We start from the raw sequence: 14,950 nt of genomic DNA on the forward strand, positions 1-14,950 counted from the left end.
ACAGGGGCCAGATCGACTGAGACGGGACACGCCGCCGACGATTGGATGGCGGCTTCCCAACTGTGACTGTGCACCGTAGATGGCCAGCGTTTTCCCGCTACTTGGCCACCGGGCCGACTTCCTGGGCGCCGTGGTGACCGCTTCTGAAGTGCACTCTAGGGCGCGTATTCGATTGTGATCAATGGGCGGTCCGCGTGAGGTCCTTGATCCAGATCATCGACGCGCGAAGGTGGAGGCCGGCGAGGTAACTCTTGGGCGTCTTGTCATAGCGAGTCGCGACGCCTCGCCAGGCCTTCAGCTTGTTGATCAGGCGCTCGACGGTGTTCCGCTCCTTGTAGAGGTCGGCGTCGTGGCCGACAGGTCGGCCGCCCCTGCCGCCCTTCTTCTTCCGGTTGGCGGCCTGGTCCTTCTTCTCCGGGATGACGGCCTTGATGCCGCGTTTCCGCAGATAGGCGCGGTTACCGCGAGACGAATACGCCTTGTCCCCGGCAACCGCGTCGGGCCGGGTGCGGGGACGACCGACGGGCCCCCTGACCCGTACCTTCTCAAGCACGGGGATGAACTGTGGGCTGTCCGCGGCCTGCCCTGCGGTCAGGGCGAGCACCAGCGGGCGGCACTTCCGGTCGGCGGCGACATGAATCTTGCTGGTCTGCCCGCCCCTCGAGCGCCCGAGCAGGGCAGCCTTCAATCGAAGCTTGTGCCGGCGCCGGAGGCGTCGTCGCTCGTCCCGCTCGGGGTCGTTTCCGGTGTCCTGCCCGTCTTGTCCTTCCTGGTCGCCCCCCTTTGCCGGGCCTTCTCCTCCTCGACGGCGGCCTTCTCCAGGGCGGTGAGCACGTCCTCAGTCAGGTGCATCCCGGCAGCGTCGTGGTGCGCGCGTGCGGTGGTCGAGTCCACACTGACCAGGGACAAGTCCACCTCACCCCGCTTTGCGGCCTCCGCGATCAGGCCCTCCAGCAGGGCTTCGAACACGCCGGTGTCACGCCACTGCCGGAACCGGTTGGAGACGGTCGACCAGGCACCGAACTCCGTCGGCATCTCCCGCCACTGCCCGCCCGTCTTGAACCGCCAGATCACGCCCTCGAACTGCTGCCGCAGCCGCTCAGGGTATGGCCCGTACTCACCTATCGGCAGGTACGGCTCGACGAACTCCCACTCCGCGTCGGTCAGTTGCACCTGTGTCATGCAAGACGATCTACCGGATCAGACCCCGTGGCGAGGGCGAATCCCGCAGATTGATCACAATCGAATACGCGCCCTAGTGCCAGCCGTGCCCGGACCCGGGCACCGTCACCGGCTTCCCCCGGAAACATCCGATGGAGTACGGATACTCTCCGTTGAGGTGGTAGTGGTACATGACGACCTTCTTGCCGTTCCACGTGATTGCGTGTGTGTGACCGTGGCAGACGTCCAGATCCCTGTTCCTGACGATCTCTCCGTCCTCGCCGCGCGGCCCGTAGATCCCGAAGCCGTCGATGGCGTATCCCACGAGCGGTGAGTGCCGGGTACGGGCGTTCGCAGGCCCCCTTGAAGCCTCGCCGAAGCAGGTCTGCGAGGGGCCGTGGTAGTGGTACTGCGTGTCGTACGGGTGGCCCCAGCAACGGTCGAGTGGCAGGGCCGCGTTGGGGTCGACCGGGCGGTCCTGCGCGTCGGTGGCCACCTCCAGGTGGAAGGTGCCGCCGGCCAGAGCCATCCCGGTCGTCAGCTGGTCGATGCACGTGGGCTGCGCCTGGACAGACGGATCGCGCGGAACGGTGACGTCGAGGTTCCACGGCTTGATGGGGATCGCGGCGGCGTTGGGGTACCCGTGCGCGGGAATCTCCGCGTAGTACTTGTAGGCGGGGGTGCCCTTCTGGACGGGGAAGCGCCCGGTGGGATGGTCCGGGAGCCCGTTGCCCTGGAAGCGCCTCTCGGTCTCGGTCGTCGACACCTTCAGGTTCTTGTGCCAGTGCATGGTCCCCGATACGAACGGGCGCTTGAGTACGTCGATCACACCATCCGCGTCGATCCACGGGCGGTCGGGCCGAGTGAGGGTCCCCCCTTTGCAGGCGAAGAGGGTGTCGCGCGCGGGTGAGGCGATCGACGTACCGGTAGGGGGTGTGTGCAGGCGGGTGATGAGGGTGCCGTCTCCCTCGCCTCGTACGTCCTCGGCCTCACCTACGGGTTGAGGGGCGACCACCGCCATGGCCCCAGCCGGGGCCATCGCTGGACCTAGCAGCGCACAGGCGGCACTGGCTGCCACGGCACCGGATCTGAGCACGTCGTACATGAACGCTTCCCATCTCGGGCAGCGAGCCGGCGATCCCGGCCCAGTTCCCGTCGTCCGCATCACCTCACCACGCCCGGCCACCGGTGCCCCGCCGACACGTACGCGCGTTCGGGTGAGCCCGTGTCCGGAGCGGGTCGCGTCGTTCTGCCGCCAGCATCTGCTCTTCACCGCGCACCTGCCGACCGGCCTCCACCACGTCGTCGCCCGCACCGAGCAGGACGACCCGGACCAGGCGCCGGTGGTGTGGCGGCCGGCCGCGACCGCGTGGTGGCTGCGTAGGTGAAATCGGAGAGCGCTTGTAGTCGAGAACGGAGAGCAGTCCGGCCGCGGAGCGTCCCCGAATGTCGGTGAGAAACGAGAGCACGCAACCGCGTCGAACCCGGGATGACGATCAAGGCGAGGCCACCGTAGTCTCCCGGGCGGGAGGCGGTTGCGGTGGAGATCACGGTGCAGTGGATCAGAACGTCCTGGACGAAGCGTTCCAGGGCTGGCGACGCTGCTGCCCTGAGGAACGCGACACCCACGGGCTACCCGGTGTTGCCGGCGCCGCCATCCTTCGCCCAGGCTATTCAGATGTCCGAGGCCGATGGCTTCGAGCCGCATCAGAGCGAGAGGGATCTCCGAGAGGTCGGACTCAGCTTGCGGGACGAGGGCGACCGGCTTCGTGTGCTGGCGCGAGTGGAGCCGTTGTTCGGCCTGCCGCCGCGTCCGCGTCGGCCGCCGGCAGTGCGTCTTCGCCCTGGGCAGTGGGTTCGGTGGCAGTTGAACTATCGGTTCAGCAGTGCCGCTGGGATGCAGGACTGGTCGTACTGGCTCGACACCTTCAACGTCGCCTATGGGCCGGTCACTGCGGATGTCTTCTTGTCGGAGCCGACGGTCCTGGTCGACGAGAGCGGTCCGGTTCGTTAGAGAAGCGGGACGTCAGAGAGTCAGGATGCTTGTTCCTGGCGGGCTCGGGTGGTGGCGAGGCGGTAGGAGTCGGTGCCGGTCTCGATGATGTTGCCGCCGAAGGTCAGGGCGGTTGCAAGTTCCGGGATCGCGTAGATCGTCCGCGCCCAGCGGGAGTTGACGTGGCAACAGCACAGGCACGAGACCGGTGATCATCAGGGTGTCTACGCCAGCTGATCACGTCGAGGTCCCGTGCCTGCCGCTCCATCCTGCCCGGTCCCTGCCGTCCTGGCGAAACTGGGCCCCCTCCACCAGCACGACACCGGCCGCCTGTGCACCCATCTCCAGCGCGTACCCGACCCGCGTTCACGTCGCGGACGGTGGTATCCGCTGGTCGGACTGCTGCTGATCTGCGCCTGCGCGGTCGTCTCCGGTGCCAGGACTATCACTGAGATCACCGACTGGGGACAGCGTGCCACCATCACGGTGCTGGAACAGCTCGGCATCCGCCGCCACCTGCCCGGACGTCGTCGCGCCCCGTCCCATGCCACTCTCACCAGGCTTCTGGCCGCCCTCGACGGAGATGCCCTGGACGCCGCGATCGGCGCCTACCTGGCCGAACGCGACCTCACCGACGTCCGCGTCACCGGCCCGGCACCGTGGCCGGCGGTCGCGGTGGACGGCAAGGCGCTATCCGGCTCCGCGCACCGCCAGCAGCGCCACCGGCACCTGCTGTCCGCCGTCACCCACGCCCCCACCATCACCCTGGCCCAGCGCGAGGTGGGGGCCAAGACAGGCGAGACAGCCGCCTTCCGCCCGCTGCTGGAACCACTCGATCTGGCTGGCGTCGTGGTCACCTTCGACGCCCTGCACAGTGTCGAGGACCAGGTGCGCTGGCTGGTGCAGAAGAAGAAGGCCCACTACATCGCGGTGATCAAGGGAAACCAACCGACCGCGTCGGCCCAGCTCAAAGCCTTGCCATGGGAACAGGTGCCCGTGGCGCACACCGTCTCCCAGGCCGGGCACGGGCGGCGGGAGTCCCGCTCGGTCAAGACCATGGCCATCGCGGCGAACCTGGGCGGGATCGCCTTCCCCGAAGCACGGCTGGCCCTGCGCATCCACCGGCGCCGCCAGGAGTCCGGCAAGCGGCAGACCCGGGAGACGGTCTACGCCGTCACCAGTCTCGATAGCCACCAGGCCAGCCCAGCCGACCTGGGTGGATACGTGCGCGGCCACTGGGGAATCGAAAACTCCAGCCACCATGTCAGAGATGTGGTGTTCGCCGAGGACGCCTCCACCGTCCACACCGGCAACGCGCCGCGGGCGATGGCCGCCTTGCGGAACCTGGCCATCGGCAGGCTGCGGCTGCTGGGAGCCGACAACATCGCCAAGACCACCCGAGCGATCCGGGACGCACCCGAACACGCCATCTGGATCTGGGGCATCACCGACAGCCCACTCCTACCGGGAACTTGAAGCCGCCCTGCCCTTACAGGGCCTTTGACGCTGTGCTCCGACGCCGGGCGTTTCCCCCCGACGCCGCCAGCCTGCTACCGGGCCTCCTGGCAGCTACCCGGACCGGACTTCCACCGGCAAGCGACGACGAGCTTACGACTGACGATCAACCGCCTACACGATCAACCTCCAGTCTGCTGGGCGCACGGAAAAGCCTCACTGCGTGATCCGGGTACGGGGAGCGGGAGTGGGGGGCCTGGGTGTCGTCGAGGAGGGCCCGGGTGTAGCCGGCGGTGAGGGTGGGCCGGGGCGTCGAGGTCGATGCCATGGACGGCGACGAGATGGACAGGGTGCGCAGCACGCTGGTCGTGTGGCGTGAGAGGAGCCCACAAGACCGTCGAAGAAGTAACCGCAAGGCTGCTGAGAACACGAGCGCGCGAGGAGCCGGGACCAGGCATGATGGCAGCCGTGACCTTCTTTGATCCTTTGGCTGGCAAATGCGTTGCTTCCGTGAAGGACATCACCAAAGCGGCAGAGGTCTGGGACGCCTACGATGCGCGGCTCGACGGTCCGGCACCTATGCCTTTCTTCTACCTGTCCGTTCGCTACGAGAACTGGTGGGGCAGCGGAATACACATGCAGGAACTCCATGCCCTTGCCCAGAACCACGGCATCCCCGTTGCATGGGCTCCGCCAGCAGATGTGCTTCAGGACCTCGTCCGTGCTGACGCTGAACACGGCGCGAAGTTGGCGGTCTTGGAGGCTGCCGAAGACGAAATTCGGAGCCTGTGCCACGCGATGCTGCGCGAATGCACTTCCTCCTGGTTGAAGGTCGATACGGAAGCCGCCACCCATGTCCTGGCCGCCTGGGATGACGGGCATCTTCAGGCTGGCGCCTGTCTCGCCCTAACCGCCGCCGAGGACGTCATGTTCAGCGTCGCTCGCGTGGAACGGAAGAAGAAATACCCCGGGCTTACACGGGCGGCTTCTCGACCAGTTCGCGGCAACTCCTGGCTGGTAGATGAGCAGATCGTTCTGACACCGATCGAGCCGCTGTTCACCAGCTACTTTCCAGAGCGCAACGATCCGATACCGGAGAACTTGTCCCGGCAGGCTGTCCTGCATCGACTGCCGCTGGAGCACCTCAACAAGGGCCTCAGCATCATCGCGATCATGCTGCTCATCTCCCTGCTCCGACAAGCTGAAGAAGACGCACGCCACGCCGAAGCAGACGCCCACGAGTACGAGTACGAGTGAGCCATCGACTCGACCGCTACAGTCGGGGAAGCGCAGTCCGGGGAAGCCGAGCTCAGCCGCCGCGCCGCACCCGGGCCGCCTTGCGGGCTTCCGCGAGCTTGCGGGCCTCGCTGCTCTTACGGGACGGCCTGCCACCAGAGGCGCTCCTCGCGTCCTTGGTGCTGCCCAGGCCACGGAACGGGGCGTTGTGGTTCTTGGGGCGCGGTGCGGCCGCCCCGCGGTCGAGAGGCTGTCCGGAGGGGGCCTTAGCGCCGGTGATACGGCTCAGCTCCGCCTCTCCAGACCGGACCTTGGTGACCTTGGGGATGACGTCGGCGTCGGCCATGACCTGGCTCGTCTCGCGGCGCTGTCCCGAGAGGACGAGGGTCACGACGGTGCCGGAGCGGCCGGCCCGGGCGGTGCGGCCCGCGCGGTGCAGATAGTCCTTGGGGTCGGTGGCCGGGTCGACGTTGACCACGAGGTCGAGGTCGTCGATGTGCAGGCCGCGTGCGGCGACGTTCGTCGCCACCAGAGCGGTGACCTGCCCGTTCTTGAACTGGGCCAGGGTCCGGGTGCGCTGCGGCTGAGCCTTGCCGCTGTGCAGGGCGGCGGCCGCCACACCGCTGGCCCGCAGATGCCGCGTCAGCTGGTCGACGCCGTGCTTGGTGTCCAGGAACAGCAGGACGCGGCCGTCCCGTGCGGCGATCTCCGTGGTCACGGCGTACCGGTCGGGACCGTGCACGACGAAGACGTGGTGCTCGATCGTGGAGACCGCGCTGGACGAGGGGTCCACGGAGTGGACAGCGGGGTCGCGCAAGTGGTCCTGCACCAGCTGGTCGACGTCGCGGTCGAGGGTGGCGGAGAACAGCATGCGCTGCCCGTCGGGCCGCACCTGGTCCAGGATCTCGGTGACCTGCGGCAGGAACCCCATGTCACACATCTGGTCGGCCTCGTCCAGGACCGTGATGCGCACCCGTCCCAGCCGGCAGCCCTTACGGTCGATGAGGTCGTGCAGTCGGCCGGGCGTGGCGACGACGATCTCGGCGCCGTCCCGCAGCTCGGCGGCCTGCCGTCCGAGGGACACTCCACCCACCACGGTCGTGAGCCGCAGCCGCAGCGCCTCGGCGTACGGGGTGAGTACCTCACCGACCTGCTGCGCCAGCTCCCTGGTGGGTACCAGAACCAGCGCCAGCGGCTCCTTGGGCTGTGCGCGCCGCCCGGCCGTCCGAGCGAGCATCCCCAGGCCGAAGGCGAGCGTCTTGCCGGAACCGGTGCGGCCCCGGCCCAGGACGTCCCGACCCGCGAGCGCGTTGGGCAGGGCCGCCGCCTGGATGGGGAAGGGCACCGTCACACCGTGCTCGGCGAGCACCCGCAGGATGTCGGCCGGCAGCCCCAGCTCCGCAAAGGACGCCGCCGGGGGCAGAGCCGCGGTGGCGCCCGACACCTCGTCCTGCTGCTGGGCATCGACACGTGCTGATTCGCTCATAGAAAGCCTTCCTCCAAAGGGACCGTACCGAGGAAGGCGCGGCAGGGACGCGGCCGCCGGCCAGGGACCCGCACCGGGCACCGACACAGCGACGCTGCAAACGCTCCACGCTAGCACGGAGCACACTGAAGTTCCCCCCTGGTCTTGGACAGCGGGTTTCTACGCTGCGGGGGTGAAGTCTTGTCGCAGCCTGGCTCGGGTTTCGAGTGGGGTGATGTACCCGAACTCGGGGTGCCGACGGAGTCTGGTGCGGTTGTACTCGACTTCGATGAAGCGGAAGACGTCGGCACGGGAGGCCTCTCGGGTCTCCCACATGGTGGTGCCGATCTCCGCTTCGGGCCACCGCCGCGGACGGCGGCAGGGCCCGCGGCCCCCGGCGGAGTCGGCGCCGGCGGTACCCCTGTCTTCGTGCACGGCCGTTGGCGCGCGTCGCGTCCCCGCAGGGGGTAGCTCGACAGGTAGCGCCCTACTGTCCTCCATGCCCGGACAGCCTTCGGGAGTGCTACCCGTCGAAGCGACTCCAGTCGACGGCGTCATGACGCAATGGCGCCATGGCACTGCGGTGCGTGGCCCCGGCCCAGGCCCAGAAACGGTTGTCCTCCCTGTCCTCCGAGACATGCATGACGAGTCCGGGGGCCACGTAGAACCGCGTGGGCGACCAAGCAAGGAAGGGCCGTAGCGGGACCGGACGCAGTGCGCTGGTGAGCCGTTCGACCTGTTCGGCTGTGATCGCGTTCGTATGTGCCCTGTAGTCGGCGCCCATGGAGGCTTCGTAGAGCGAGAACTGGATGAGGAACCCGCTGAGCGGCTCCTGTTCGGCGATGGCAGGCTCGTCGCTCTCTCGGAACCAGACGGTGGGGTCGGGCTCGGGCTCGTCGAACTCCCAGCGCAGGGACCAGTAGAAGCCTCCTTGATTCTCCACGCCGAAGACGCGCATGTCTCCGCAGTAGTCGGTACGTCGTTCGAGGTCCTGAACAATGTGGTTCTGGACTCCCAGAACGTCCGGTCGCTGCTCAGCCAGCCGGAACAGGTGCTTCAGGCCGTCAGGCAATGCGGCGGATCGCTCCTGTGTGAACGGCGACTTGTCGGCATCGGCGGTGGCGGGATACCAGCCGGTGAGGAATTGCTCCAAGGCCCTCACTCGGTCGCCGTTTACGTGTTGGAGCCACCCCAGGCCTGGGAGGCCCGCCGCCGGCGGCGTGGCGCGGATACGCTCCAGAAGCGGTCGGCTCAGGCGCTGGTCCGGGCGCAGCGCGCATCGGGTGAGTACGGACTCGGCGTCGCCGGGCCGCCGCGTCGACTCGCCCTGACCACCCCGCCCGTACCCAGATACAGCAAGCCCTCCGTGACGCGGACTGCCAAGTGGACCGGCTGCGAGGGACCGTCCGCACTCCATATTCGGGGAGACCCGGTGAGTCTTTCCGCAACCGGGGCCGGCACGGGGCCAAGCAGGCGGACTTCCTCAGCGTTCCACACGCCACTCCTGTCGGGCGCATCCCCTGCGTCTGTGGTGATCAACATGCCCGTCGGCCCAATGGCCGCTGTCGCACCACCCAAGGTGAAAAACTTGGCGCGCGCAGCGCCACCGACCAGCGCAAGCACCTGGGCTTCGTCCACCACAGCCGTCGAGGGCAGCGCAGGGAACTGATCAACCATGAGGACCTCTTCCTCGCAACATCCGGTCAGCGCGCCATGAAGACACTCAGCGTGCGAGAGGCATCCCGGAGCCGGTCCACCCGCGAGCAAGCGGTGGTGGTGGTGACGGACGCCTGTGGCACCTGGATGTCGCGGTTCTGGTCGAGAGCCGCGGCCGCGACACCCGGCCAGGTGAGTGGGATACCGGCGCGCTCGGCCAGGACCAACGTGCTTGCCACGAAGCCTTCGGAGAGCGCGATCACGACCGCATGACTCCTGGAAAGGTGCTGCACCAGCAGGGCGTCGATGAAGGTCTTCAGGGCCACGGGGTCGATCTGGCACTCGTCGTCCCGCATGGGGCCGATGCCGGACGGCACGCCGAGCTCTTCTTCGAAGACGGAGACCTGCCGCAGGAACAGCCCGGCGGCGTCGTTGGACGGGTTCCACAGTGTTTGCTCGCCCAGGTCGAAGTACTGACTCACCGTCGCGTCGTCCTATTGCGCACGGAGGCATCGTAGCCGGGGAAGCCGTGTCCGAGCCCCACCCGAGTCAGCTGCTGCCGCGCACCACGGCGCCACCCTTCTCTCCGCTGAAGCCAACCCACACTTCTGGAGTCAGAGCGGCACCCGGGGGCGCAACTGGACCAGGTGGCTGCTGGAGCCCGTCCGCGCGGAACGCGCCGCCCGGCAGGCGAGCGCCGATGTCTGCATCACGGATCGCCGAGAGTCCTGCGCAACCGGACGGACGAGTCGGGCCGACTCCATCATCGACCATCACGGCGGCGTCCAAGCTACAGTCAAAGTAGCCGACACCGCTTTCCTCACAACCAGACGGGGACATCTTCGGTGACGCCGTCCTTGCCGAGATGGACCAGCACTCCCAGCGCTGACATGCAACCGGGCCGTATCCGAACCCTTCCCGCTTCTGAGGCAAGTGGCGCAGCACAGCCCAGGCCCAGGCAGGGCACCGGCCAAGCCTGCTCCGCCGGCCTTTAGTTGTCAGTGGCAGTCGAAGCGCCAGTCCCAGGGGAGGCCGGGGCACTGGCGGCAATGGAAGAAGTAGACGCCACCGCAGTCGCCCAACTGTATGTCGCCGGTGATGGTCAGCAGGTGCTCCATGCGGTGTCCGCTCTCGCAGTTCGGCCAGTCCGCGGGCTGCGTCCAGGCGGGCCAGCCGCCGACCTTCGTCCCGATGATGTTGGAGTCGGGTGGCCACATGGAGCCGCCCGTCGGCAACCGAAAACGAGGTTCCCAGGTCTCCCACATGCCCTTGGGCAGATCAAGCCACCTCGGAAAGTCCTCCGCGACCACCGGGGACAACGCGGACGGTTCCGGCATGTTGTCCTCGTCGTACTCCCCCTCGCCCACCTGGGGCATCTCGGACAGCAGCCCTCCAGCCACGACCTCCGCCTCGTTGCGCCAGTACAGCTGCGGCATCACCGGCCCGGGATCCTGCTCATGTATCAGAAGCCATCCGTAAACCGTGCGTGATGTATGAGTTTCCGCTGGTGAGGCATGGTTTGGGTGTTCGTGCGGCAGGGTTTTCGGTGTCGGGTTGTCGTGGTCGGGAACGGAGTGTGTGATGCCGTCGCCGCTGGGGTTGCTGGAGGAGCGTAGGGAGTCCGCCCGGGCGCGGGTCGAGGGTCTGGAAACTCGGATGGCGCTTCTTGAGAAGGAGTTGGAGGAGGCCCGGGTGGTGCTGGAGCGGAGGGTCGTGGCGGTGGAGGAGTTGACGGCGGCGTTGGCTCCTGCCGAGGAGCCGGCGTCCGCCGGGGCGGCCGCGGCCGCGACTGTGCAACGGGTGCCGCCGAAGGGGGCGGTGGTCCCGCGGTGGTGTGAGGGCCTGGACCCGGCGGCGGCGCTGGCGTCGGACTACCGGCGGCTGGTGGAGGCGGTCGAGACGGCTGCTGCGGGTGGCGGCGGGTTGAGCGCGCGGGAGGTGGCCGAGGCGATGGAACCGGGCCGGAAGGTTGACATCCTCCTGCAGGAGAACCTGCGGACGAAGGCGAAGAGGCTGGTGGAGCGTGGATGGCTGGCGGTCGACGGCTCTGGGTGCCGGTTCATGCCGCGGCGGCCGTTGCCCGAGCCTGGGCCCATCCCGGCGTCGGGATCGGTGTCGGCGGGGTGAGGCGTGCGGCGCGTCGGCGGGCGAGGCGCCTGCTCATGACCATGGTCATGGACCACAGGATCATCGCTTCGGCGCTGTCGGGGCGGGTCTCGTGGTCGCGTGCGAGGCGACGTGAGCGCATCAGCCAGGCGAACGTCCTCTCCACGACCCAGCGGCGGGGGACGACGCGGAAGCCGGACAGGTCGTCGGTGCGCTTGACGATCTCGACTGCCAGGCCGAACCTCTCCTTGGCCCAGGTGGCGAGGCCGCCGGTGTAACCACTGTCGCCCCAGAGCCTGCGCAGGCGGCGGCACGTGGTCATGAGCGCGGGGAGCATGCCGGCGGCGGTGGCGCGGTCGCCCGCGTCGGCCGGGGTGACCAGCACCGCCAGGACGAGGCCGATCGTGTCGACGACCAGGTGCCGCTTCCTCCCGTTGATCTTCTTGCCGCCGTCGTAGCCGCGGCTTGAACTCCTCACGTTGGCAGCGGCCTTGACCGACTGCGAGTCGATGACCGCGGCGGTCGGCTCCGCGTTGCGGCCCTCTGCCTCGCGGACCGCGCCGCGCAGCCGGTCGTGGAACTCGGCCAGCAGGCCGGTGTCGCGCCAGCGGGTGAAGAAGGCGTGGACCCGCTTGAACGGTGGGTAGTCCGCGGGCAGTGCGGCCCATTTCACGCCGTTGTCCACCACGTACCGGACGGCGTCGAGTATCTGGCGGTGGCAGTAGCCCTCCGGCCGCCCGCCGCGGCCGTCCATCCACGCCGGCGTTGGCAGCAGGTCCCGTACTGCCGCCCATTGTGCGTCGGTCAGATCGCTCGGGTAGCGCCGAACACGTTCCCCGCCATCGCGCGCGTTCCCGAACCGGTGTGCCAGGCAGTCACACTCCCGTGGAGCCCGGTTGCCCTCGACCCTGGCGGCGGCGTAGAATGCGGCAACAGGGCCTCCATGCGACTTTTGGGTCTCGACAACCTCCAAGTTGCGCAGGGGCCCTGTCTTCATGCCATGGCCAAGACGGGATCACCCGAACCGGGAACCAAGGGCGAACACACGTCCAACCCCCAAGCCTCGGTCACGGTTTGCGGATCGCTTCTCAGTCCCACCAGAAGCCCCACAGTGGTCGGTTGAGGACGCCTCTTGCGGCGTGGGCTCTGATGGTGTCGCTGCCCTGCCAGATGCTGTCGGGGCAGAAGGCGAAGTGCTCGGCGGCGACGGCAAGGGCTTGGTCGAACGTGTGCGGCGGGGCGGCGACGGACAGGTAGAGCACGTCGTGGGTGAGCGCGACCAGGCGGGCACCGAAGCGGTCCTCCCAGGATCGCAGGACGGCGGTGAAGGGCGCTGGGTCGTTGTCCTAGTTCAGCGGGCCGGTCCAGCCGATGGCCGTGAGCACGTCGGCGCCGCGCCGGGCCGGGCCGGGGCAAGTCCCAGCCGGGGCGACATCAGCGCCTCGTCCCGAAGGAGGCTGTCCGCCACCTCGGCGGCACGCTGTTCGGGATCCGCCTCCGGTGCTTTGCTGGGGGCGGGACCTGGCCGGGCCGCAGTGTAGGGAGTGAGCATGCCGGCGCGGTCGCGGGCGTCACACTCGTCCTCAGCCTCGTCCGTAGCGGCGTAGCTCTGCCACCACTGGCTCAGGAGCTGCTCTGCACGGGCCCGCGGTCCGCTCCATGCTCGCCACCTCGCGGCTGTTCCCACTCGACGGCCCCGGCCGGCACACAAGCCGTCCCCGCAGAGGAGGGCGCCGGCTGCACCGGGCACCGGGGGCCAGGACGGACCACGATGCGATTCTGACGCCCCAAATCTAGACTGGAATCTCCATAGACATATCCCGACACCAGGAGATGAGTCCTATGTCGAAGCGGGGCAACAAGCGGCGCGCCCGCAACAAGAAGCGCGCCAATCACGGCAAGCGTCCCAACACCTGAGAAGCGAACGCAGGGCGTGTCGACCAGCGGAGCAGGGATTCCCTCCCTGCTCCTCAGCCGGGCTGCGAACGGCCACCGCGAGACGGTCTGAAATGCCTTCGCGGCAGTCCTGGAGCCCAACCCCCGCACGGTGGCGGACTGCCCCCTCGCGCGGCACGGGTCGATCTGGTGGCCGCCACCCGTGAGGGTCCCCGTACCGCCCGCCTCGGGTCAGGGGGATAGGCTGCGCCCCGGCTGCTGCCCGCCTACGCCCGGCGGACCGGTGCGCTGAACGAGCTCGTACTCTCGCCGACCTCCCGGTCGATGTCGGCGCCGGCGACGAACGCGAGGACCTCGATGCTCTTGACGGTGGGCAGCGGTAGGTCGGCGAGGTCGTCTTTGGCGAGGACGACGGTCCGGGCGTCGGGGGCCTCGTAGCCGCGCACGACCTCGGCGTAGGGGACCTCGATGTTCTCGATCTCGCAGTACCGCTTCTGGCGGATGCGGCGGCCGCCGTCCTTGGCGTGGACCTGGTGCAGGGGCACGGTGTGTTGCTCGGTGGCGGAGTAGACGGCTACGGGGATGGACACGAGGCCGAAGCTGATGTGGACCTTGGCCATGGTCTGCGGCACCGGGTCACCTCCCATGGCAGCAGGGCGGCCCGGCATGCTGGCCGAAGCGGGGCCGCTGCACACCATGACACTCCGGCCGGGCGCGGCGCGCCACCGGAGGGGCGTGCGCTGCGGAGCCGCCCCGGCCGCCGATGGCCGATCTCCTCCAACGAGTCCGACCCCATGCTCTGCGCGGCCATCGACGACCGGCTCACCTTCGGCAGCACCATCACGAGACCGTCACCGTCGGCATGGTGTCGTCGAGCAGGTGATCGCCGATGTCAAGAACAGCGCCTTCGCCCACGCGCCGTCCGGTCACTTCTAGCCAATGCCGCCTGGCTGGCGCTGGCAGCCCTGGCACACAACCTGACCCGCGCCGCCGGCGCCCTGGCCTCCGCGTTCCCTGCCAGGGCAACCACCGCCACCATCCGTGACCACCTGATCAACGTACCCGCCCGCCTGGCCCGGTCCGCCCGCCGCCTCACCCTGCACCTGCCCGAACGCTGGCCCTGAAGTCAGGACTTCACCCAACTGTTCAGCACGGTGCATGCACCTCCAGCCCTCTGATCCTCCCTGACCGACCTGCCCGAAAGGGCCCGAGACGGCCGCTGATTTGCCCAGGTCTTCCACTTTGTCCACAAACCCCATGCCCGAATCCGCAAATCAACCCCGCCACGGCCCGCACGACCGCAAAACGATCGACCGGGAACCAAGCCGGTGGATCCGGGGTGATCCGACGAAACCGGACAAAGAATCAACTACTTCGGGGCCCTGGACATGTCCAGAGTCACTGGCCTAGCGTGTGAACACCAAGCAATTCGCGAGACGTGCGGATCAGGTGTCAATCAGGTGCCGGACGCACATCGGGCATGACGGGGGACAGCACAATGCGCATGAAAAGGGTTGTTTCGGTCGCTGTGGCGACGGCAGGCCTTGTCGGCATGACCCTGGCGACAGCACCCGTCGCCTCCGCCGCACCGATTTCGTACGATCCACCTGTCTGCGACATCGGTTTCGCCTGCCTCTACTATCACAGCTCGAGCTACGCCCTTGCTCATAAGATTGATGTCAATGGCTCGTGGCGGCTGGACTTTGGCGCAAAATTTGAAACCGCCGCCAATATATCCGACTTCGCGGGATGGATTTTCTCTGCCAGCCTCTACGGCAGCGAGGGTGCCGGCCAGAGCGTCAAGAACAACGCGGCTTACGTGTCCAACTTTAGCGACACCCAAACCTATCGCGTGTACTACAATAGCGGCTACAACTGCTCAGTGGCGTGCCAAGACTTCTTCGGCGTGGGCGACTTGAACTCCCAAATGATCAACAACAACGCATCCGGTAAATTCTTGTGAGATGAAGCCGGGTAAATTT

15 protein-coding genes and 4 pseudogenes are annotated in these 14,950 nt (G+C 67.9%); 8 read left to right on the top strand and 11 right to left on the bottom strand.

Features of this window, described 5'->3' with window-relative positions:
* Positions 1-178: 178 nt before the first annotated feature.
* Together AB0761_RS04190 and AB0761_RS04195 are read right to left on the bottom strand one after the other, a co-directional pair.
* Positions 179-1,182: pseudogene (locus AB0761_RS04190) on the bottom strand (IS5 family transposase).
* Between the two features lie 73 nt (positions 1,183-1,255).
* Positions 1,256-1,990 carry a YHYH protein gene (locus AB0761_RS04195; RefSeq protein ID WP_377267568.1) on the bottom strand — a complete coding sequence of 245 codons (735 nt, stop codon included), beginning with the start codon at positions 1,988-1,990 and terminating at the stop codon, positions 1,256-1,258.
* 388 nt (positions 1,991-2,378) lie between these two features.
* On the opposite strand from AB0761_RS04195, the gene AB0761_RS04200 reads away from it, so the two are divergent.
* Together AB0761_RS04200 and AB0761_RS04205 are read left to right on the top strand one after the other, a co-directional pair.
* Complete coding sequence (locus AB0761_RS04200) at positions 2,379-2,549, top strand: hypothetical protein (protein WP_377267569.1); 171 nt, start codon at positions 2,379-2,381, stop codon at positions 2,547-2,549.
* 152 nt (positions 2,550-2,701) lie between these two features.
* Positions 2,702-3,175, top strand: a complete 474-nt coding sequence (locus AB0761_RS04205) for a hypothetical protein (protein WP_377267570.1) — start codon at positions 2,702-2,704, stop codon at positions 3,173-3,175.
* A gap of 20 nt (positions 3,176-3,195) precedes the next feature.
* On the opposite strand, the pseudogene AB0761_RS04210 reads toward AB0761_RS04205, so the two are convergent.
* Positions 3,196-3,324 (bottom strand): annotated as a pseudogene (locus AB0761_RS04210) (AAA family ATPase); the annotation flags it as partial.
* Between the two features lie 82 nt (positions 3,325-3,406).
* On the opposite strand from AB0761_RS04210, the gene AB0761_RS04215 reads away from it, so the two are divergent.
* Both AB0761_RS04215 and AB0761_RS04220 read left to right on the top strand, forming a co-directional pair.
* Positions 3,407-4,630, top strand: coding sequence for an ISAs1 family transposase (locus tag AB0761_RS04215; protein ID WP_377267571.1), 1,224 nt, complete (start codon positions 3,407-3,409; stop codon positions 4,628-4,630).
* Between the two features lie 447 nt (positions 4,631-5,077).
* On the top strand, positions 5,078-5,866 hold the full coding sequence (locus AB0761_RS04220; RefSeq protein WP_377267573.1) for a hypothetical protein: 789 nt from the start codon (positions 5,078-5,080) through the stop codon (positions 5,864-5,866).
* Positions 5,867-5,918: 52 nt separating this feature from the next.
* Here the strand turns inward: AB0761_RS04220 and AB0761_RS04225 are convergent, their stop codons facing one another.
* The 5 genes from AB0761_RS04225 to AB0761_RS04245 form a co-directional block, all read right to left on the bottom strand.
* Positions 5,919-7,331, bottom strand: a complete 1,413-nt coding sequence (locus AB0761_RS04225) for a DEAD/DEAH box helicase (protein ID WP_377267574.1) — start codon at positions 7,329-7,331, stop codon at positions 5,919-5,921.
* Positions 7,332-7,490: 159 nt separating this feature from the next.
* Positions 7,491-7,646 (bottom strand): hypothetical protein, encoded by a 156-nt coding sequence (locus AB0761_RS04230; protein ID WP_377267576.1) that lies wholly within the window; start codon positions 7,644-7,646, stop codon positions 7,491-7,493.
* A 187-nt stretch (positions 7,647-7,833) separates the two neighbouring features.
* A complete protein-coding gene (locus AB0761_RS04235) occupies positions 7,834-8,463 on the bottom strand; it encodes a hypothetical protein (protein ID WP_377267577.1) in 630 nt (209 codons plus the stop codon).
* 550 nt (positions 8,464-9,013) lie between these two features.
* Positions 9,014-9,448, bottom strand: a complete 435-nt coding sequence (locus AB0761_RS04240; RefSeq protein ID WP_377267579.1) for a DUF6086 family protein — start codon at positions 9,446-9,448, stop codon at positions 9,014-9,016.
* A 516-nt stretch (positions 9,449-9,964) separates the two neighbouring features.
* Positions 9,965-10,402 carry a hypothetical protein gene (locus AB0761_RS04245; protein ID WP_377267581.1) on the bottom strand — a complete coding sequence of 146 codons (438 nt, stop codon included), beginning with the start codon at positions 10,400-10,402 and terminating at the stop codon, positions 9,965-9,967.
* Positions 10,403-10,547: 145 nt separating this feature from the next.
* Between AB0761_RS04245 and AB0761_RS04250 the strand changes: the two genes are divergently transcribed.
* Positions 10,548-11,093, top strand: coding sequence for a hypothetical protein (locus tag AB0761_RS04250; protein ID WP_377267561.1), 546 nt, complete (start codon positions 10,548-10,550; stop codon positions 11,091-11,093).
* Here AB0761_RS04250 and AB0761_RS04255 read toward each other — a convergent pair.
* The gene (locus AB0761_RS04255) at positions 11,026-11,943 is read right to left on the bottom strand and encodes an IS5 family transposase (RefSeq protein WP_377273929.1); all 918 of its coding nucleotides are present in this window, start codon (positions 11,941-11,943) and stop codon (positions 11,026-11,028) included. The genes AB0761_RS04250 and AB0761_RS04255 overlap by 68 nt on opposite strands.
* A 217-nt stretch (positions 11,944-12,160) precedes the next feature.
* Positions 12,161-12,403, bottom strand: a pseudogene (locus AB0761_RS04260) (DUF4253 domain-containing protein); the annotation flags it as partial.
* A 511-nt stretch (positions 12,404-12,914) separates the two neighbouring features.
* Between AB0761_RS04260 and AB0761_RS04265 the strand changes: the two are divergent.
* Positions 12,915-12,989, top strand: coding sequence for a 50S ribosomal protein bL37 (locus tag AB0761_RS04265; RefSeq protein WP_377273930.1), 75 nt, complete (start codon positions 12,915-12,917; stop codon positions 12,987-12,989).
* A 245-nt stretch (positions 12,990-13,234) separates the two neighbouring features.
* On the opposite strand, the gene AB0761_RS04270 is transcribed toward AB0761_RS04265, so the two are convergent.
* Positions 13,235-13,615 carry a Ku protein gene (locus AB0761_RS04270; protein ID WP_377267582.1) on the bottom strand — a complete coding sequence of 127 codons (381 nt, stop codon included), beginning with the start codon at positions 13,613-13,615 and terminating at the stop codon, positions 13,235-13,237.
* A gap of 205 nt (positions 13,616-13,820) precedes the next feature.
* Between AB0761_RS04270 and AB0761_RS04275 the strand changes: the two are divergent.
* Together AB0761_RS04275 and AB0761_RS04280 are read left to right on the top strand one after the other, a co-directional pair.
* A pseudogene (locus AB0761_RS04275) lies at positions 13,821-14,092 on the top strand (transposase); the annotation flags it as partial.
* A 356-nt stretch (positions 14,093-14,448) separates the two neighbouring features.
* Positions 14,449-14,931 (top strand): hypothetical protein, encoded by a 483-nt coding sequence (locus AB0761_RS04280; protein WP_377267584.1) that lies wholly within the window; start codon positions 14,449-14,451, stop codon positions 14,929-14,931.
* The last annotated feature ends 19 nt before the right edge of the window (positions 14,932-14,950 follow it).

It is taken from the genome of Peterkaempfera podocarpi (assembly GCF_042466665.1).
In the GTDB taxonomy this organism is placed as follows: Bacteria; Actinomycetota; Actinomycetes; order Streptomycetales; family Streptomycetaceae; genus Peterkaempfera; species Peterkaempfera podocarpi.

Bases quoted from the DNA above. Each gene is read 5' to 3' on its own strand.
- AB0761_RS04225 (WP_377267574.1), bottom strand. From the start codon at position 7,331: ATGAGCGAATCAGCACGTGTCGATGCCCAGCAGCAGGACGAGGTGTCG.
- AB0761_RS04230 (WP_377267576.1), bottom strand. From the start codon at position 7,646: ATGTGGGAGACCCGAGAGGCCTCCCGTGCCGACGTCTTCCGCTTCATC.
- AB0761_RS04245 (WP_377267581.1), bottom strand. From the start codon at position 10,402: ATGCCGCAGCTGTACTGGCGCAACGAGGCGGAGGTCGTGGCTGGAGGG.
- AB0761_RS04250 (WP_377267561.1), top strand. From the start codon at position 10,548: ATGCCGTCGCCGCTGGGGTTGCTGGAGGAGCGTAGGGAGTCCGCCCGG.
- AB0761_RS04270 (WP_377267582.1), bottom strand. From the start codon at position 13,615: ATGGGAGGTGACCCGGTGCCGCAGACCATGGCCAAGGTCCACATCAGC.
- AB0761_RS04280 (WP_377267584.1), top strand. From the start codon at position 14,449: ATGACGGGGGACAGCACAATGCGCATGAAAAGGGTTGTTTCGGTCGCT.